The sequence below is a fragment of the Demequina litorisediminis genome, from assembly GCF_030161615.1.
Taxonomy (GTDB): domain Bacteria; phylum Actinomycetota; class Actinomycetes; order Actinomycetales; family Demequinaceae; genus Demequina; species Demequina litorisediminis.
The window spans coordinates 572673-589647 of the sequence record NZ_BSUN01000001.1; the positions used below are offsets into that span (position 1 = coordinate 572673).

Sequence of the window (16975 nt, forward strand, 5' to 3'; positions counted from 1 at the left end):
GCCCGAGTCCTTGAGGAAGGCCACCTCGTGTCCCCCACCGTCTACCGCGCACACATCTTTCACATCGCAGGCCATCCCGATCAGGCGGACGTCACCTCGCATCTGGTGTCGCTCCCCGACGGGGCGCTCGTGGTCGCCGAAGGCGGCACGGTCGCCTGGTGCGGCGAGTATGCCGCACTCCCCTTGGAATGGGCCGATGCCCCCGTCACCCGTGCGGACTATCTGATCCCGGGATTCGTGGACAGCCACGTGCACTTCCCGCAGGCCTACGCCACCGCAGCCCACGGCGGCGGGCGCCTGCTCGAGTGGCTCGACCACTGCATCTTCCCCACCGAGGCGCGCTACGCGGACCCGGCCTTCGCGGACCAGGCCGCCCGATACTTCACGCGCCGTCGCATCGCCGCTGGCACCACCGCCGCCATGGTCTTCGGCTCGGCGTTCCCCGTGGCGCAGGATGCTCTGTACCACGCCACGTTGGACGCGGGCCTGCGCATCGTCTCCGGACGTGGCGTGCAGACGGTGGGCCCCGACACGGCATCGGCCCTCATGACGAGTGAAGCCGCCGCGATCGAGATGGTGGCCGACGAGATCGCGCGCTGGCATGCCGTCGACACGGGAGACGCCCGCACTGCCAAGGTCCAGGTGGGCATCGTGCCCCGCTTCTCCCTGTCGGTGACGCCGACCACGTTGGCCGCGATGGGCGAGCCTGTACGACGAGGTCCGTGGGCGCGGCGTCTACTTCCACTCGCACCTGAACGAGAACAACCGCAAGGGCGACGGCGAGATCGCCGCCGTGCTGGGCACATACGGCGTCAACTCCTACCTCGACACCTACGACGGGCACTTCCTTCCCGGCTCGAAGCAGGGCGGCTCGACCTTGCTGGGCCGCCGCTCCACCCTCGCGCACGCGGTGCACTCCCAGGCGGGCGAGTTGGCACGCATGGCGGAGACGGGGACGTCGATCGCTCACTGCCCCACCTCCCGCCTGTTCCTCGGGTCAGGGACGATGCCCTGGCGTGCCACGGTGGCCGCTGGTGTCAACGTATCTCTGGGGTCTGACATTGGAGCCGGAGACGAGTGGCTGATCTCGCGGGTCGCGGGCGACTGCTACAAGGTGCACATCTCCGAGGAGGGAGAGGCGGGCACAGCGCTCCACCCGGCGGAGTTGCTGTTCGCCGCCACGCTTGCGGGGGCGCGCGCACTCGACATGGAGCACGCCTTCGGCAACTTCGACCCGGGCAAGGACGCCGATTTCCTCCTCATCGACAAGAAACTCTGGGAGCCGCTCGACGGCATGCTGTCGATGGGCATCCGCTCCGACGATGAGGATGAGGCCACTCTCGAGGAACTCTTCACCTTGCTGATGGGGCTGCGCCAGCCCGCAATCGCCGGGGTGTTCGTGCAGGGCAAGCGGGCGGTCGCGCCGCCGCTCTAGCCCCGCTCCTCGGCCGCGATGCGGGATCGAGTGGCACCACGAGCGCGTCATGACACTAGATCCCCCATTCGAAGGGCCCATGAGAGGATTCCGGCCATGGCAGTGGTGAGCGATAGGGTCCGCGAGCGCGCGGTGGAGGACTTCGGCGTCGACTCGGCCGGAGTCCTGAGCGCGCTGGAGCGCATCTCGCTCCCGGGGTCCGTGGATCCCGAGCGTGTCCACGCCGCCATCCTGATGGTGTCGCGAGCCCACCGCGGACTTTTCGCCGATGCGGTGGACCACGCCGAGTCGGACTGGCGTGACCTGCTTGACCGCGCCGGGTTGGCCGATGCTGGCTGGGCCGACGAGATCACCGAGCGTTTCGGGCCGGCCTAGGTTTACGTAGGTGAAAAGTCGGCGAGATCCCCGAAGGTCCCAGAGACGCGCCGCCCACACCCGACTAGCCTGGTAGGCGTGAACGCACCCATCGATGCCACGACCACGTCCGCCTGGGCGGAACTCGCCTCCCACCAGGAGGGCTTCGCCCCCGACCTGCGCGGCTGGTTCGCCGCCGACGCGGACCGCGTGTCCCGCTTCTCGTTCCCGCTGGCCGACCTCCACGTCGACCTGTCGAAGAACCTCATCACTGACGAGATCCTCGCCTCGCTTGTGAAGGCTCGCGAAGAAGACCGGCGTCGCCGAGCGCTACGCGGCCATGCTCGCGGGAGAGCACATCAACACCACCGAGGACCGCGCCGTGCTGCACACCGCGCTGCGCCGCCCGGCCGATGCCGAACCCGCCCTGGTCGTCGACGGCCAGAACGTGGACGAGGACGTCCAGGAGGTCCTCGGACGTGTCGCCGAGTTCGCCGAGCGCGTCCGCTCGGGCGAGTGGACCGGCATCACCGGCAAGAAGGTCGAAACGGTCGTCAACATCGGCATCGGCGGCTCGGACCTCGGCCCCGTCATGGTCTACGAGGCACTCGAGCCCTACGCCAACGCCGGCATCTCCGCCCGGTTCGTGTCGAACATCGATCCCACGGACATCGGCCAGAAGACCAAGGGCCTCGACCCCGAGACCACCCTCTTCATCGTCGCCTCCAAGACCTTCACCACGCTCGAGACCCTCACCAACGCACGCCTGGCGCGCACGTGGCTGTGGGAAGCACTCGCCGCCGCCGGCGTCGACGTCTCGGACGACGCTAAGAAGGCCGATGCGGTCGCGCACCACTTCGTCGCCGTGTCCACGGCGCTGGACAAGGTGGCGGACTTCGGCATCGACCCCACCAACGCCTTCGGCTTCTGGGACTGGGTCGGTGGCCGCTACAGCGTCGACTCGGCCATCGGCCTGTCGCTCGCGATCGCGCTCGGCCCCGACGTGTTCGGAGAGCCTCCTCGAGGGCTTCCACGCGGTCGACCGCCACGTCGCCGAGACGCCGCTGGAGCAGAACGTTCCCGTCCTCATGGGCCTGCTGAACATCTGGTACGTCAACTTCCTTGGCTCGCAGTCGCATGCGGTTCTGCCCTACGCGCAGCAGCCTGCACCGCTTCGCCGCATACCTGCAGCAACCGACCATGGAGTCCAACGGCAAGTCCGTGCGCTGGGACGGCACTCCGGTGACGACCGAGACCGGCGAGATCTTCTGGGGCGAGCCCGGCACGAACGGCCAGCACGCCTTCTACCAGCCTGATTCACCAGGGCACCAAGGCTCATCCCCGCGGACTTCATCGCGGTGGTCAACCCCGCCTACCCGCTCGAGGACGGCGGCCAGGACGTCCACAGCCTGTTCCTCGCGAACTTCCTCGCGCAGACCAAGGCGCTGGCCTTCGGCAAGACCTCCGAGGAGGTGGAGGCCGAGGGCACCACCGGTGCACTGGTGGCCGCTCGTACGTTCGCCGGCAACAAGCCGACCACGTCGATCTTCGCGCCGTCGCTGACGCCCGCGGTGCTCGGCCAGCCTGATCGGCCTGTACGAGCACATCACCTTCACGCAGGGCGTGATCTGGGGCATCAACTCGTTCGACCAGTGGGGCGTGGAGCCTGGGCAAGAAGCTCGCGCTCGAGATCGCTCCCGCGATCGAGGGCGACGACGCCGCACTCGAGGCGCAGGACGCCTCGACCCAGGCGCTCATCGCTTATTACCGGGCCAACCGGAAGTAACCCTCCTGCAGCACGATGCCCCGGTCACCTCGCGGTGACCGGGGCATCGTGGCGTCTGGGCGCGCTGAGGGTCCACTGGGAGGCGGCGGAGTCTCGGAACGCGCCCTCAGTGCCCACTGGCGCGCAGCGCGGAGAGTCGGGGGCGCTGGAATCCCCTGGACGGCGCCCAGGGACCGCCGTGGGGTGGTTAGCCGATCCAGTCGAACGTGTCGGGGTCGGGGCCCACACGACCGGCGGCGCCCTGGTCGAGGGCGTCGATGCGGCTGACCTGTTCGTCGGTCAGCGTGAAGTCGAAGATCGCGAAGTTCTCCTCCATGCGCTCACGACGCATGGACTTGGGGAAGATGATGTCCCCGCGCTGGAGGTGCCAGCGCAGGATCACCTGCGAGGCGGCGCGACCCGTCTCGGCCGCGATCTCACCGATGACCTCGTCCTTCAGCACTGCTCCCTGACCCAGGGGACCCCACGCCTCGACGGCGATCGCGTGCTCGTGCGAGGCGAGCCGTGCGCCGTCGTTGCGGAAGTAGGGGTGTGCCTCGATCTGGTTCACCGCGGGAGCGACGCCGGTGGCGTCGATGATCTGCTGCAGGTGATCGGGCTGGAAGTTGGAGACACCTACCGACGTGAGGCGGCCGTCCTCCTTGAGTTCGAGCATCGCCTTCCAGGTCGACACGAAGTCGCCGTCGTAGCGCGTGGGAAGCGGCCAGTGAATCAGGAAGAGGTCCAGGCGATCCACCTTGAGCCTTGTCGAGGGTCTCGTCGAAGGACCGCAGGACGTCGTCACGGCCGTGCTTCGAGTTGTTGAGCCTTAGAGGTGAGGTAGATGTCGTCGCGGGCGATGCCCGAGGCGGCGACGGCCTCGCCGACCTGAGCCTCGTTGCCGTACATCTGGGCGGTGTCGATGTGGCGGTAGCCCACCTCGAGCGCAGCGGACACCGTAGCCACGGTCTCCTCGGGCGGCACCAAGTAGGTGCCGAAACCGAGCCTGGGGGATGGACGTCGAATCATTGAGCCTTGACGGAATCAACCATGGTGAGGCCAACCATCGCGGCGTCCCACAGATTCCCGGCCGATGCGTCTGTCTAGCCGCGTTGCAGGTACCCGTCGAGGACGGGGCCGAGGCTCGTCGAGCAACGCCTCCCGCGGCACGGTCGCCATCACCAATCCTCAGGACGTAGCGGGTGATGGCCACCCCGAGCAGATGCGAACCCGCGAGCGCGATCCCCCTGGTACGGGCATCGCCAGCATCGGCCTGATCCACTGTGTCACCGCCGAGCACGCGCCTCAGAATCTCCAGGGCCTGTGGCGTCGCGACTCCCGACCGCAAGAGCGCACGGAGGATGGGACCTGAATGCTCGTCCTCCCACAGCCCCAGGTACGCGTCCGCAAAGCGGCGCCCCCTGCCCGGGCCAGTGTCGGCCAGCCCGGCGCGCAGGCGGTCGACGGTGGGAGTCCTGTCAATGACGGTCGCCACAAAGAGCCCGTCCTTGTCGCCAAACCAGTGGCGGATCATGCCCGGATCCACGCCTGCGGAGGAGGCGATCGATCGCATGGTGGCACGGTCGAAGCCCTCGTCGGCAAACGCGGCCAGCGCGGCATCCAGGATCGCGTCGCGTGTGGTGTCCTCCCTCGGCGGCGCCCACGCCTGGGCTCGCGCTCCATCTCCCGTGTGGCCATGACCGCAGGTTAGCCGTTCGGCTTGCATAATTCTACACTTGTGGAGTTCACTGGTGGAACGACGTTTCGCGCGACGAGAAGAGGCTCCCGCATGTCAGACTCCACGCCCGTAATCGAGGTCTCCGGCCTCACCAAGAACTTCGGGAAATTCACCGCGCTTCGCGGCCTCGACCTCACCGTCGCTCAGGGAGAGGTGCACGGCTTCCTCGGACCCAACGGGGCAGGAAAGTCCACGACCATTCGCGTACTGCTTGGCCTACTCAAGGCCGACTCCGGGGACGTCCGCCTGCTGGGCGGTGACCCTTGGAAGGACGTGGTCGAGCTCCACCGGCGCCTCGCGTACGTGCCCGGCGACGTCTCCCTGTGGCCGGGTATGACCGGCGGCGAGGCCATCGACCTCCTGGGCCACCTGCGCGGAAGCCTCGACGAGGGCCGGCGCAAGGACCTCGTCGCTCGCTTCGAACTCGACACCACCAAGCGCGGCCGCCAGTACTCCAAGGGCAACCGCCAGAAGGTGGCCCTCGTCGCCGCGCTCGCCTCCGACGCGGAGCTCCTGATCCTCGACGAGCCCACCTCGGGCCTCGACCCCCTGATGGAGGAGGTCTTCCAGGAGACCGTCAAGGAGGCCACTGGCCGTGGCGTCTCCGTCCTGCTCAGCAGCCACATCATGTCCGAGGTGGAGAATCTCACCGACCGGCTCAGCATCATCCGCGAGGGGCGCATCGTCCAGACCGGAACACTGGACGACCTCCGCACGGATACCCGCAGCACCATCACCGTCACGCTCGCCAACACCCCGGACGCGGCCCTGCTCGGCCCGCTCGAGGATGTCACCATCAACGGTCACCACCTTGTCGCCACCGTCAACCCGAGCCAGGTGGGCGAAGCCATGACGCTGCTCGCTCAGTACGGCATCTCGAACCTCACGGTCGAGCCGCCCAGCCTCGAAAGCCTCTTCCTCAAGGCTCTACGACGAGGCGACTCGATGACGACCGCCACGGTGGGCACCCCCACCCTGCTGCGCACGTCCCTGAAGCACGACGGGCGCTCGTTCCTGCCGTGGCTCGCCATCGTCACGCTGCTGTCCGTGTCGTCGGTCCTGATCTATGACTGGATCTTCCCCGAGCAGGCCGACCGCGCGGCGCTACAGCAGGCGATCGACTCCAACCCCGCCATCGGCCTGATCTTTGGCCCCGCCAACGATCTGCTGACCACCGACGGCTTCAACGCCTGGCGTTCGCTCGCACTCGGTGGCTTCCTCACCGCCATGGGGGCCATCTTCATGGTGGTGCGCTCCACTCGCGGCCAGGAGGACTCGGGCCAGGCCGAGCTCCTCGCCTCCGGCGTGCTGGGACGCTCGACGCGCCTGCTGACCGGCGTAGGAATGGCACTGATCGGCTCGCTCGCGGTCGGCGTGATCGCCGGCGGACTCACGGTCCTGTGTGGGGGCGGCGCCGAGAACTCGTGGCTCCTCGCATGCACCTGGACCGTCACGGGCTGGATGTTTACCGCCATTGCTGCGGTCTCGGCCCAGATCGGCGCTGACGCCCGGACCTCCACTGCCATCTCCGTGGGCACGCTCGGCACCCTCTTCATCCTGCGAGGGTTCGCCTACTCCGTCGAGGCCCCCGAGTGGACCATCTGGGCCAACCCGCTGGGCTGGATGCAGGAGACAGCCCCCGCGGGCGACAACCTCTGGTGGCCCCTGCTGCTCGGCATCGCCCTCGCGGCCGTGCTGCTCGCCGTCGCCTTCGCCCTCGAGGGCGGGCGCGACTTCGGTCAGGGTCTCATCAAGCCCGGCCCGGGCCCCGACCGTGGGAGGGCGCGAGGACCGTGGGGACTCGCGTGGCGCCTCAGTAAGGGATCGGCGATCACCTGGACCATTGCCTTCGTGCTGTTGGGCTTCGTCTTCGGCTACTTTGCGACGTCCATCACCGACCTCATCTCTGACGACAGCCCCATCGCGGCCGCGCTCGCGAGCGGCGCGGTGAACCCCGACGACCTCGTGGGCGAGTTCCTCGTCACCGTCCTCTCGCTCGTGGCAATCTTCGCGGCCATCCCCAGCGTGCAGGTGATGCTGCGGGTGCGTTCCGAGGAGATGGAGGACAGGGTCGAGCCCATCATGGCGACCGCCACGGCGCGCGCTCGGTACTACGCGGCCAACGTCGCACTCGCTCTGCTGCTGCCGATCGCGTACATGGCTATCGCGGGGCTCGTGATCGCGTTCCTCGCCTCGGGCGCGGACCTGGGCGTGGACGTGGGCGAGGTGTGGTTCCAGGCGCTCGTCATCGTGCCCGCGATCTGGACCATCATCGGCGTCTCTGTCCTGGTGGTCGGCGCGCGCCCCAAGGTCGCGGTGGCCGCGTGGGGCGGCGTGGCGGCGACGTTTGTGATCACCCTGCTGGGCCCTTCGTTCAAGTTCCCCGACTGGGCGCTGGGCATCAGCCCGCTGTGGCACGTGCCGAACACTCTTGTCGCAGACATCGACTGGACGGGCCTGGGGTGGGTGTCGCTCTTCACCCTGGGGTTCGCCCTCGTGGGCTTCGCCGGGTTCCGCAGGCGAGACCTGGCCGTCGAGTAGGCCGATGCCGCCGCTCAGGCCTCCCTCGGTACGTCGAGTATGCGAAGGGGCTGAGCAGGAGCGGCACGTGATAGTGGGCGCCGTTTCCGACGCTGAACGCAATGACTACCTCCGGGTAGAACGACTCCACGCCCCTGCGCTGGAAGTACATGCCTGTGTCGAATCGCACCTGGTATTCACCCGCGGCGAGGCGGTCGGGCCCCAACTCGCCTAGGCGGCCGTCGGCGTCGGTCACGCCGGAGGCGAGCGGCTCCCACCCTCCATCCTCACGGCTGGAGAGGGTGACGGCGACGCCTGCGGCGGGAGTGCCCGTGACGGCGTCAAGGACGTGGGTGGTGAGGTGACTCATCGGTTCTCCCAGGTGGCACGAATGCGGCCCGCGGCGATCTGCCGCAGTTGCTCGGACGTTTCGTTGAGTTCGGTGAGGGGGTCGTTGGTGAGCCGGCGCTCGAGCTCGCCGAGGATCTCTTCGCGAGAGCGTCCCGCGGCGCGGATGAGGAACACGCGCCCAAACCTCTCCTCGTAGGCGGCATTTCCCGCCGCCAGGCGGTCCGCGAGCGCGCCGTCAGTACTGTGGCTCGCCGCCTGTTCCGCCGCGGAAAAGCGTGCCTCCTGGCCGTCGCCTGCAGCCTTCTCGCCGATGCGCGGGTGAGCGTCCAGCGCCTCGTCCACCTCGGCCTCACTGAGCCTGTGCAGCGGAGGCATCGGAGGCCGCCAGCAATTCCTCGAGCGTGTCGAGCTTCTGCCCCACGAGTTCGTCGGCCCAGCGACGAATGCGCAGGCAATCGAGCAACTGATCCCTGTCGAGCGTCATGCCGCTATCCTAGAATGAGTGCCATGACCATCGCAGGCGTGGTGCTTGCCGCTGGCGCCGGGACACGCGCAGGCGGCCCCAAGGCGCTCCGCGTGCGCGAGGACGGCGAACCCTGGGTGGCTGTCGCGGCGCAGGCATTGCGCGACGCGGGCTGTTCGCCCGTGCTGGTGGTCCTTGGCGCTGGCGCTGCGGAGGCCACCGACGTGGTGCCGCCGTGGGCAGAGGTGGTGATCGCGCAAGCGTGGGCGGAGGGCCAGTCGGCGTCGCTGCGAGCGGCGCTGGCGCACGCTGCCGATGCCATCGACGCGCTGGCCGTGGCGGTCACTCTCGCTGACCTCCCTCACCAGACGTCGCAGGCCGCGCGCCGGGTCATCGACGCCGTCGCGGAGCATCGGACAGGGCTCGCACGTGCCGTCTACCACGGCGTGCCGGCACACCCCGTGGTCATCGGCCGTGATCACTGGGATGCACTGATGGCAACCCTCGCAGGCGACACCGGCGCGAGGGACTATCTCGCCACGCATCAGGCGCTCGAGGTCGACTGCTCGGATCTCCACGGCGGCGAGGACGTCGACGGGGCGTAGAGAGTCAGTGACGGGAGTAACGTCACAGATATGCCCATCACGCTGAACAACGTCGGTATCGCCGTGCGCGATCTCGACGAGGCCGTCGCGTTCTTCACCGACCTCGGACTCGCCCTGGTGGGGTCCGACACCATCAGTGGCGACTGGGCGGACACAGCCGTGGGGCTCGACGGCAACCACGCGAAGATTGCCCTGCTACGCACCCCCGACGGCCACGGTCGGCTGGCTCTTCGAGTACCTGCACCCCGATGCCATCGAGACGTTCCCTACCCTGCCGAATGAGGTTGGGATGCATCGGGTGGCGTTCCAGGTGGACGATATCGATGCGTCGCTCGCGGTCGCCGCCCGCCACGGATGCCATCCGCTGCGTGGGGTGGCGACCTACGAGGACGTCTACCGGCTCACCTACCTTCGCGGCCCGAGCGGCATCCTGGTCATGCTTGCCCAGGATCTCCGTACATGATCACTCAGCGCCGACTCGAGCCCGGGAGTACCGTGAGTCCCATGTACATCGGCATACGATGGGCGGCCCCGGGAGCCGCACTCATCTGGCTCGGCTCGGCTGTGCTGGCGGATCCTTGGCAGACGCCGGCCATCATCGCTGGCAACGTCGCCCTGGTCCACGGCGTGGTGATCATGGCGATCGAGTGGCGTGTACGCCGAGAGATGGCAGCAACCCCGGCGCCGTGATCCGGTGAGGCCGGGTGACACGTCGGGGCGACGACGCCTGTGGCGGCTCACGGCCGGCCAAACGTCTCCGGGTTGACGGGCCGGTCGCGACGGGGCAGGCCCGCGACCACCAACAGGTATGACTCGGTCACGAGGTCATCGACGAACTCGGGGTCGACCCGTCCGCCGGGGTGCAACGAGATCCAGTGCTTCTTGTTCATGTGCCAGCCGGGCGTGATGTCCTCGTAGGCCTCGCGCAGCGCGTGGGCGTCCTCGGGCCGCGCCTTGAGGTTGACGAGTTCCTCACCGTGCACGGTCGTCACCAGCATGAACACCTTGCCGTGGACCTTGTAGACGTCGGTCTCTTCGCCGAAGGGATGCGTCAGGACGGAACCGGGCAGTTCGAGCGCGCGGTCGGCCGCGCGACGGTGGAGTTCGGCTCCGTTCACGATGCCGCGCTCGCCACGGCGTCGGTCTCGGGCGCCGACGCCGCGGACGCCCACAAGTCATCGAGCGACAGGCCAAGGACGCACGCCACCGCGGCGACGGTCGAAAAGGCGGGGGTGGCGACTCGCCCCGACTCGATCTTTCGCAGCGTCTCGGGCGAGATGCCTGCCGCGAGCGCGGTGTCGAGCAGCGGGCGAGAACCTCGGGCACGCCGCAGCGCGGCGCCGAGACGCTGGCCACGCTGCACGTCGTCGACGGTGAGAGGAAGGCGAACCATGCCGCCAATACTAATACCGGGATAGCATGGCCGGGATAGTTATTGGACGACGGCAAAGGCACTCCCCCATGATCGAGATTCTCAGCCCCGCGGAAATCGACCGCGCCCGCCGCACCGGCGCACTCGTCGGGAGCATCCTCGATGCCGTCCGTAGGCGTACCGCACCCGGCACTCACCTGCTCGAGATCGACGCATGGGCACGCGACATGATGACCGAGGCAGGCGCTCGCTCCTGCTACGTCGACTACGCGCCGTCCTTCGGCGACGGCCCCTTCGGCCACTACATCTGCACGTCGGTCAACGACGCCGTGCTGCACGGCAAGCCGCGGGATCAGGCCGTCGTCGCGGGAGACCTCCTGACGCTCGACCTCGCCGTGTCGCTCGACGGCATCGTCGCGGACTCCGCCATCGCCTTTGTGGTCGGGGACGCCGCCTCCGAGGCCGATGCCCACCTCATCGGCGCCACCGAGAGGGCGCTCGCCGCAGGCATCGACGCGGCTCGGCCGGGGGCGCGCATCGGCGACCTTGCCCACGCCATCGGCGGCGTCCTCACCGGCGCCGGGTACGAGGTCAACACGGAGTTCGGTGGACACGGCGTCGGCTCGACCATGCATCAGGACCCGCACATCCCGAACACGGGCAGGCGCGGGCGCGGTTACACCCTGCGGCCGGGGCTCCTGCTTGCGATCGAACCGTGGGTGATGGCGGACACCGCGGCGCTCGTCACCGACGCGGACGGATGGACACTACGCAGCGCCACGGGATGCCGCACCGCACACAGTGAGCACACCGTCGCCATCACGGAGGACGGAGCGGAGATCCTGACCCTGCCTCCGCGGCAGTAGCCCTCGGAGCGCTACTGCCTCACCTGGAGCGCGCCAGGCTGAATCGCGAAGGCCACGCGGGAGGTCTCGCCAATCTCGTCTCCGTCGAGTTCGAGGACGCGCGGCTTGCCCAGGCTCCACGGTGACGGAGCGGGCGCGGCGGTGCGTCACCGAGTCGGAACTCGCGGCGGTCTTCTCTCCCTTGACGAGACGACGCAGCCCGTTGTCCCACACCATCGACCGCATGGTGTCGAGCCAGCCGGCCACGCCATCGGCGCTCAGGATGAGCATGTCGAGTTCGCCATCGGCCGGGTCCGCGTCCGGCAGGAGGGTGATGCCACCCGTGAGGATGCCGCAGTTGCCGACGATGAGGGTGTGGGCCTCGCGCTGCGCAGGCTCGGACCCGTCGACGGAGATCCCCATCGGGATGACGTCGCTCGCGTTGACGGCGCGCCCCAGCGACTCGACGTAGGCCAACCAGCCGATGCGCCCCTTCAGGTCCTCGTCCGTCTCCGTGATCATGTGGGCGTCAACTCCCACTCCCGCCATCACCGTGAACGCGTGACGGCAGGGCTCGCCGCCCACCTCCGCCTCGGCCCACGCGAGGTCGATCGTGCGAGCCTCGCCACCGATGGCACGAGCGACGGCCTTGGGAATGCTGCCCAAGGGGATCTCTAGGTTGCGGGCCAGCAGATTCCCGGTGCCCAGCGGCACGATGCCCAGATCGGCGTGTGCGCCAGAGTCCGCGAGCGCCTCGGCCACGCCGCGTACCGTGCCGTCGCCGCCCGCGGCGATGACAAGCGTCGCACCATCGGCGACGGCCTGCTCGGCCTGGCCACGGCCGGGGTCATCCGTGGTGGTCTCGATCCATGACACCTCGGCGCCTTCGGGTGCCGCGTCCGCCACCGCCTTGTCGAGGTCGTCCTTGCTGGTCTTGGCGGGATTCCAGACGATGGCGATGCGCTCGGTGCTCACGGGTTCTCCTCGGTTTCGAATGAGACAGCGCCATCGTCGCGGCAGGTATTCCCCGAGGTCAAGGCCGTGAGGTCAGGCCTCGATGCTTCCGCGCACCGCCACATGGGTGAGTCCGCCGATCCAGATGGCTCCGGCATCGGCCGTCACGGACACGCGGCCGTCACGCCCCATGGCCGTGCCCTGGCGCGCCAGGTAGGGCGCGGCGATGTGTCCCGACTCCGTGAGCCATTGGGCAAGCGAGGCATTGAGCGAGCCGGTGACCGGGTCTTCCCACACGGGCGCATCGGCGTCAAAGACGAACGCACGCACTTCCAGCGCCACCCCCTCGGGGCCGCCAGAACGGTGAGGAGCGACGATGCCGTAGAAGCCACGCTCGGGCCGCGGCGACGCGTCCGGGGCGCAGGCGAGGACGCGATCGGCATCGGCGAGCAGCAGGCCAAGCCACCCAGGGCCGTTGTCGACCCAGGCGGCGTCGACCACCTCGTCTCGGCCGATGCGCAGGCGCTCGCACGCGGCGGCGAGCCTCGTCCTCGGTGGGTGCCCCGTCGCGCAAGCGCGGAGGCGCCGCGAAGGCCAGCGCCTCTCCGTTCACACGGACCGGCACCAAGCCAGCACCACACTGCTGCGTGACCTGGCCTGGCGCCGCGGGCGCGTTGCCCGCCGCGAGCCACGCTCGCGCTGTCCCCAGGGTGGGGTGACCGGCGAACGGGAGTTCCTCCGTGACGGTGAAGATCCGCGCGTGATAGTCAGCCCCCGGCTCGGTGGGCGGAAGCACAAAGGTGGTCTCCGAAAGATTCGTCCACGTCGCGATCCGCTGCATCTCGGCGTCGCTCAGCCCCTCGGCGTCGAGGATCACGGCGACGGGATTGCCGCGGTAGGGCCCCGAACCGAAGACGTCCACCTGGAGGAAGGGTCGTGTGCGCATGGCTGTCAGCGTAGGCCGAGGTCACGGTGCCACGAGGGGTGAAACTGGGGCCTCGTCGGGCGCTCCTGCGTCGGCGACTAGGCTCCACTCAGCGCTAGACGGAGGGAGCCCCGTGTTTGTCACCAAGTCCATCCTGCTGTTCGTCGCTGCGGCCGTGTTCGAGATCGGCGGCGCGTGGCTGGTGTGGCAGGGGATCCGCGAGCACCGCGGATGGCTGTGGGTGGGCGGCGGCGTCATCGCGCTCGGCATCTACGGCGTAGTCGCCGCACTCCAGCCCGACGCGAACTTTGGTCGCGTCCTCGCCACCTACGGCGGCGTCTTCGTGGCCGGCTCCATCCTGTGGGGCATGGCAGTGGACGGGTTCCGGCCCGACCGTTGGGACGTAATCGGCGCCCTCATCTGCCTGCTCGGGGCGGCCGTCATCATGTACGTCCCGCGCGGAGCGTGACGCGGCTCGTCGGGCGCGATGGCCGTCGCCGGCGCGCCCGACGCGGACCGCGTCGCTTGCTGCTGCCTTAGCGCGCCTCGAGGACGTCCACGGTGAACACCAGGGTGGAGCCGCCGGGGATGGGGCCCATGGTCTGGAAGCCGTAACCGGACTCCGGCGGGATGACCAGCAGGAGCCTTCGAACCCACGGGCTGGCCCACGATGCCGTCGACCCAACCGTCGATGAGCGCGCCGTACGCGATGGGGAACGAGATGGCCTCCCCGCGGTCCCACGACGAGTCAAACTTGGCGCCGTCCCACAGCCAACCGCTGTAGTGGACAGAGATGTGCTGGCCCTCCTTGACGGGCTCACCTGCACCCTTCTCGTGGACCTCGACCACCAGGCTCGGCTGGCTTAACGGCGTCGGTGAAGTCGATGCTGGGCGCGCCGGCGGCGTCGCGGGTGATGACGGGCAGTGTCATGGTCGCTCCTAGGGGTGATGAATTGCGGACCAGCCTAATGCGCCCCGGTCAGCCCATGCCGTTTGCGAGCCTCCAGCACCGCAGCCTCGAACGCATCGAGCGCGAGAGCGACATCATCGGCGCGCACGTCCTCGTCCTTGTGATGCGAGATCCCGTCCTTGCAGCGGATGAAGAGCATGGCGTAGTCGCACAGGTCCGCGATCGCCATCGCGTCATGCCCCGCCTTCGACAGCAACGTCAGTGGCGCGTCATCGCCGGTGGTCCTGATCCCCGCCTCGACGGCCGCGGCCAACCGCGCGCCCACCACCGTGGCCTTCGCCTGGTGCTTCTCGTCGACGAGGAAATCGAGGCGTCGCTCGGCAGCGGACTTCAGCGCCTTCTCCTCGATATCGAGCCACACGCGGTCCCGCAGCGCATCGGTCTCGGCACGCAGGTCGAGGCTGAACTCGGCACGGCCCGGAATCACATTCTGGGCGCCGGGGTAAGCCTGCATCCGGCCCACGGTTCCCACGGCACCTGCGTCGCGCGCGAGCGCCTCCACCGCGACCGCCACCTCTGCGGCCCCCAGCAGCGCGTCACGGCGCCTGCCGTACGGCACCCCGCCCGCGTGGCCAGCCTCGCCCACCATCGTGAGCTCGAACCGGCGCGCACCCATGATGCCGCTGACCACCCCGAGCGCCTTGTCAGCGTCCTGCAGCAGCGGCCCTTGCTCGATGTGAGCCTCGAGGTAGCCGACGACGTCGCGTGGATCCAGCGCGGCCTCGCCTACTCGCGCGGGGTCAAGCCCGAACGCGACGAAGGCGTCACGCAGCGTCACACCCTGCACATCCCGCAGGCCCCACCAGGATTCGTCCCATGTTCCCGCGACGGCACACGAGCCCAACAGGGTGCGGCCAAACCGCGTGCCCTCTTCGTCGGCAAACCCCAGGACGTCGATCGCGAACGGTAGGCGCTCGCCGCGGGCGGCGAGCCGTCCGACGACAGCGATGGCCATCAGCGTGCCAAGAATGCCGTCATAGCGGCCGGCGCCCGGCACGGTGTCCAGGTGCGAGCCGAGAAGCAGGACCGGCGCATCGGCCGTCTGACCTGCATAGGTGCCGCGCTGGTTGCCCGCGGCATCCTGCCACGGGATCAGTCCGGCCTCGGCCATCCACTCGCCCACCGTCCAGTTGGTGCGCGCATGCTCGGGCGTCAGGTACGAGCGTTCGATGCCGTCGTTAGCGGCCGTGTGGGTCGCGAGCACGTCGCAGCGCTCCAGGACCTGGGCAGCGGAGTTGGCGGCGGGCTCCGCAGGTTCGGTGGGAGTGGCCGACGATCGCCCCATCCACACTCGCTTCACAGCGCCGCCTCGTAGACCTCGTAAGCGGCGTCCACTCCCCGCCCGCCGGGGCGCGATGTCCCGCGCGGCGCAGGACGGCCTCAAGCGCGGCGAGCGTGGTGAGGACGGCGTCGGTCCTCGCGTTGTGCCCCATGGTGCCGATGCGCCAGATCTTCCCGTGGAGCGGCCCAAAGCTGGTGCCGATCTCGATGCCGAAGTCGTCCAGCATGGCGCCGCGGACAGCGTCTCCGTTGACACCATCGGGGATGGTCACGCCGACCACATTGGTCATCTTGTAGGCCAGGTGTCCGAACGGCGTGAGGCCGAGGGCCTGTGCGCCCGCGAGCATCGCACGCCCATGAAGCTCGTGGCGGCGCCACGAGGCATCGAGCCCCTCCTCCAGGAGAATCCGCGCGCATTCGCGGGCCCCGTAGAGCATGGTGGTGGCCTCGGTGTGGTGGTTGAGGCGACGCTCGGACCAGTACTCGAAGATCTGCCCCATATCCAGGTAGTTCGAGCGAATGGGGGCATCCAGCACGGGATCGTCGGCGTCGCGGATGCCCTCCTCGACGGACGTGCGGCCGCGGATCACCTCTGCCGCACGCGCGGAGAACGTCACCGGGGCAGAGCCCGACGGCCCGCCCAGGCATTTCTGTAGCCCGGCGGTGGCGGCATCGATGCCCCACTCGTCGACCCTGAACTCGTTGCCGCCCAGCGTCGCGGTCGCGTCCACATACAGCAGCGCCCCGTGCCGCTCGCACAGGTCGCCCAGGCCCTCCAGAGGCTGCGCGACCGTGGTGGAGGTGTCGCCGTGCACCACCGCGAGCACCTTGGGCTGCACCTCGATCAAGGCCGCCTCGATCGCCTCCTCCGTGAAGACCTCTCCCCATTCCGTCTCGATGGTGTGCACCTCGGCCCCCACGCGCCGCGAGATCTCCGCGAGCAGGTGACCAAAGCGCCCGAAGATCGGCACCAGCACACGGTCGCCGGGCTCCAGGAGGGACACCAGGGCCGCCTCAATTCCTGCACGGGAGGTACCGTCCACGAGCATCGTCTGCCGGTTCTCCGTCACGAAGACCTGCCGGTACAGGTCCATCACCTCGTTCATGGCGTGGGTCATGGCCGGGTCGTACTGACCCACCAACTGCGCGCTCATGGCGCGCAGCACGCGCGGGTCCGCGTTGATGGGGCCAGGCCCCATGAGGAGGCGGGGCGGCATGTTCACAGGACCGGGGAAGGCTCACGTCGCCATTGTGGCGCGAACCCGTTACGCAGGCATTTCGTGAACGTGGCGGCACCGCGTCGAGCCCGCCACACCTCGACGACGGAGGGTTCGCACCAGCCTGGACGGGCCCGGCCGCGTATGGCTACGATGCAAGAGCCAACGCGGGGAGCCTCG

At 68.9% G+C, this 16975-nt stretch carries 18 protein-coding genes and 7 pseudogenes; 10 read left to right on the plus strand and 15 right to left on the minus strand.

The window, feature by feature from the left end:
- Positions 1–249: 249 nt before the first annotated feature.
- The 4 genes and pseudogenes from QQK48_RS03420 to pgi all read left to right on the plus strand — a co-directional run.
- A pseudogene (locus QQK48_RS03420) lies at positions 250–639 on the plus strand (guanine deaminase); the annotation flags it as partial.
- Positions 640–751: 112 nt separating this feature from the next.
- Positions 752–1435: an amidohydrolase family protein gene (locus tag QQK48_RS03425; protein WP_284329294.1), complete on the plus strand. Its 684-nt coding sequence runs from the start codon at positions 752–754 to the stop codon at positions 1433–1435.
- Positions 1436–1531: 96 nt separating this feature from the next.
- Complete coding sequence (locus QQK48_RS03430; RefSeq protein WP_284327483.1) at positions 1532–1810, plus strand: hypothetical protein; 279 nt, start codon at positions 1532–1534, stop codon at positions 1808–1810.
- A gap of 78 nt (positions 1811–1888) precedes the next feature.
- Positions 1889–3575: pseudogene (gene pgi, locus QQK48_RS03435) on the plus strand (glucose-6-phosphate isomerase).
- Positions 3576–3762: 187 nt separating this feature from the next.
- Here pgi and QQK48_RS03440 read toward each other — a convergent pair.
- The 3 genes and pseudogenes from QQK48_RS03440 to QQK48_RS03450 form a co-directional block, all read right to left on the minus strand.
- The gene (locus QQK48_RS03440; protein WP_284327484.1) at positions 3763–4311 is read right to left on the minus strand and encodes an aldo/keto reductase; all 549 of its coding nucleotides are present in this window, start codon (positions 4309–4311) and stop codon (positions 3763–3765) included.
- Positions 4312–4355: 44 nt separating this feature from the next.
- Entirely contained in the window at positions 4356–4583 is a 228-nt protein-coding gene (locus QQK48_RS03445) for an aldo/keto reductase (protein ID WP_284327485.1), read from the minus strand.
- A 163-nt stretch (positions 4584–4746) separates the two neighbouring features.
- Positions 4747–5280: pseudogene (locus QQK48_RS03450) on the minus strand (TetR/AcrR family transcriptional regulator); the annotation flags it as partial.
- 63 nt (positions 5281–5343) lie between these two features.
- Here QQK48_RS03450 and QQK48_RS18960 point away from each other — a divergent pair.
- Positions 5344–7833 (plus strand): ATP-binding cassette domain-containing protein, encoded by a 2490-nt coding sequence (locus QQK48_RS18960; protein ID WP_348523422.1) that lies wholly within the window; start codon positions 5344–5346, stop codon positions 7831–7833.
- 22 nt (positions 7834–7855) lie between these two features.
- Here QQK48_RS18960 and uraH read toward each other — a convergent pair.
- The 3 genes and pseudogenes from uraH to QQK48_RS03470 all read right to left on the minus strand — a co-directional run.
- Positions 7856–8182 (minus strand): annotated as a pseudogene (gene uraH / locus QQK48_RS03460) (hydroxyisourate hydrolase); the annotation flags it as partial.
- Positions 8179–8505: a 2-oxo-4-hydroxy-4-carboxy-5-ureidoimidazoline decarboxylase gene (locus QQK48_RS03465; protein ID WP_284327486.1), complete on the minus strand. Its 327-nt coding sequence runs from the start codon at positions 8503–8505 to the stop codon at positions 8179–8181. The pseudogene uraH and the gene QQK48_RS03465, both read right to left, overlap by 4 nt.
- Before the next feature lie 7 nt (positions 8506–8512).
- On the minus strand, positions 8513–8647 hold the full coding sequence (locus QQK48_RS03470; RefSeq protein ID WP_284327487.1) for a hypothetical protein: 135 nt from the start codon (positions 8645–8647) through the stop codon (positions 8513–8515).
- 23 nt (positions 8648–8670) lie between these two features.
- Between QQK48_RS03470 and QQK48_RS03475 the strand changes: the two genes are divergently transcribed.
- The 3 genes and pseudogenes from QQK48_RS03475 (at position 8671) to QQK48_RS03485 (ending at position 9921) form a co-directional block, all read left to right on the plus strand.
- Complete coding sequence (locus tag QQK48_RS03475; protein WP_284327488.1) at positions 8671–9231, plus strand: nucleotidyltransferase family protein; 561 nt, start codon at positions 8671–8673, stop codon at positions 9229–9231.
- A 30-nt stretch (positions 9232–9261) separates the two neighbouring features.
- Positions 9262–9694 (plus strand): annotated as a pseudogene (locus tag QQK48_RS03480) (VOC family protein).
- 41 nt (positions 9695–9735) lie between these two features.
- Positions 9736–9921 (plus strand): hypothetical protein, encoded by a 186-nt coding sequence (locus QQK48_RS03485; protein ID WP_284327489.1) that lies wholly within the window; start codon positions 9736–9738, stop codon positions 9919–9921.
- A 47-nt stretch (positions 9922–9968) separates the two neighbouring features.
- Here the strand turns inward: QQK48_RS03485 and QQK48_RS03490 are convergent, their stop codons facing one another.
- The gene (locus QQK48_RS03490) at positions 9969–10349 is read right to left on the minus strand and encodes an MmcQ/YjbR family DNA-binding protein (protein WP_284327490.1); all 381 of its coding nucleotides are present in this window, start codon (positions 10347–10349) and stop codon (positions 9969–9971) included.
- On the minus strand, positions 10346–10624 hold the full coding sequence (locus QQK48_RS03495) for a helix-turn-helix domain-containing protein (protein WP_284327491.1): 279 nt from the start codon (positions 10622–10624) through the stop codon (positions 10346–10348). Before QQK48_RS03495 ends, QQK48_RS03490 begins: the two co-directional genes overlap by 4 nt.
- A 68-nt stretch (positions 10625–10692) precedes the next feature.
- Here QQK48_RS03495 and map point away from each other — a divergent pair, with 68 nt between their 5' ends.
- Positions 10693–11469, plus strand: coding sequence for a type I methionyl aminopeptidase (gene map / locus QQK48_RS03500; RefSeq protein WP_284327492.1), 777 nt, complete (start codon positions 10693–10695; stop codon positions 11467–11469).
- Here map and QQK48_RS03505 read toward each other — a convergent pair.
- The 3 genes and pseudogenes from QQK48_RS03505 to QQK48_RS18970 form a co-directional block, all read right to left on the minus strand.
- The gene (locus QQK48_RS03505; RefSeq protein ID WP_348523423.1) at positions 11371–12423 is read right to left on the minus strand and encodes a diacylglycerol/lipid kinase family protein; all 1053 of its coding nucleotides are present in this window, start codon (positions 12421–12423) and stop codon (positions 11371–11373) included. The two genes, map and QQK48_RS03505, sit on opposite strands and share 99 nt — an antisense overlap.
- A 72-nt stretch (positions 12424–12495) precedes the next feature.
- A complete protein-coding gene (locus tag QQK48_RS18965) occupies positions 12496–12903 on the minus strand; it encodes a PhzF family phenazine biosynthesis protein (protein WP_348523424.1) in 408 nt (135 codons plus the stop codon).
- Positions 12904–13063: 160 nt separating this feature from the next.
- Positions 13064–13348, minus strand: a pseudogene (locus QQK48_RS18970) (PhzF family phenazine biosynthesis protein); the annotation flags it as partial.
- Between the two features lie 112 nt (positions 13349–13460).
- Here QQK48_RS18970 and QQK48_RS03515 point away from each other — a divergent pair.
- Positions 13461–13796 (plus strand): YnfA family protein, encoded by a 336-nt coding sequence (locus QQK48_RS03515; RefSeq protein ID WP_284327493.1) that lies wholly within the window; start codon positions 13461–13463, stop codon positions 13794–13796.
- Positions 13797–13863: 67 nt separating this feature from the next.
- Here QQK48_RS03515 and QQK48_RS03520 read toward each other — a convergent pair whose 3' ends face one another.
- The 4 genes and pseudogenes from QQK48_RS03520 to QQK48_RS03535 all read right to left on the minus strand — a co-directional run bounded on the left by QQK48_RS03520 (position 13864) and on the right by QQK48_RS03535 (position 16795).
- Positions 13864–14079: an FKBP-type peptidyl-prolyl cis-trans isomerase gene (locus tag QQK48_RS03520; protein ID WP_284329458.1), complete on the minus strand. Its 216-nt coding sequence runs from the start codon at positions 14077–14079 to the stop codon at positions 13864–13866.
- Positions 14030–14176: pseudogene (locus tag QQK48_RS03525) on the minus strand (FKBP-type peptidyl-prolyl cis-trans isomerase); the annotation flags it as partial. The gene QQK48_RS03520 and the pseudogene QQK48_RS03525, both read right to left, overlap by 50 nt.
- 116 nt (positions 14177–14292) lie before the next feature.
- A complete protein-coding gene (locus QQK48_RS03530; RefSeq protein WP_284327494.1) occupies positions 14293–15501 on the minus strand; it encodes an allantoate amidohydrolase in 1209 nt (402 codons plus the stop codon).
- Entirely contained in the window at positions 15476–16795 is a 1320-nt protein-coding gene (locus QQK48_RS03535; protein ID WP_284327495.1) for a pyridoxal-phosphate-dependent aminotransferase family protein, read from the minus strand. Before QQK48_RS03535 ends, QQK48_RS03530 begins: the two co-directional genes overlap by 26 nt.
- Positions 16796–16975 lie beyond the last annotated feature (180 nt).

Bases quoted from the DNA above. Each gene is read 5' to 3' on its own strand.
- QQK48_RS03430 (WP_284327483.1), top strand. From the start codon at position 1,532: ATGGCAGTGGTGAGCGATAGGGTCCGCGAGCGCGCGGTGGAGGACTTC.
- QQK48_RS03470 (WP_284327487.1), bottom strand. From the start codon at position 8,647: ATGACGCTCGACAGGGATCAGTTGCTCGATTGCCTGCGCATTCGTCGC.
- QQK48_RS03495 (WP_284327491.1), bottom strand. From the start codon at position 10,624: ATGGTTCGCCTTCCTCTCACCGTCGACGACGTGCAGCGTGGCCAGCGT.
- QQK48_RS03475 (WP_284327488.1), top strand. From the start codon at position 8,671: ATGACCATCGCAGGCGTGGTGCTTGCCGCTGGCGCCGGGACACGCGCA.
- QQK48_RS18960 (WP_348523422.1), top strand. From the start codon at position 5,344: ATGTCAGACTCCACGCCCGTAATCGAGGTCTCCGGCCTCACCAAGAAC.
- QQK48_RS03535 (WP_284327495.1), bottom strand. From the start codon at position 16,795: ATGCCGCCCCGCCTCCTCATGGGGCCTGGCCCCATCAACGCGGACCCG.
- QQK48_RS03445 (WP_284327485.1), bottom strand. From the start codon at position 4,583: ATGATTCGACGTCCATCCCCCAGGCTCGGTTTCGGCACCTACTTGGTG.
- QQK48_RS03485 (WP_284327489.1), top strand. From the start codon at position 9,736: ATGTACATCGGCATACGATGGGCGGCCCCGGGAGCCGCACTCATCTGG.
- map (WP_284327492.1), top strand. From the start codon at position 10,693: ATGATCGAGATTCTCAGCCCCGCGGAAATCGACCGCGCCCGCCGCACC.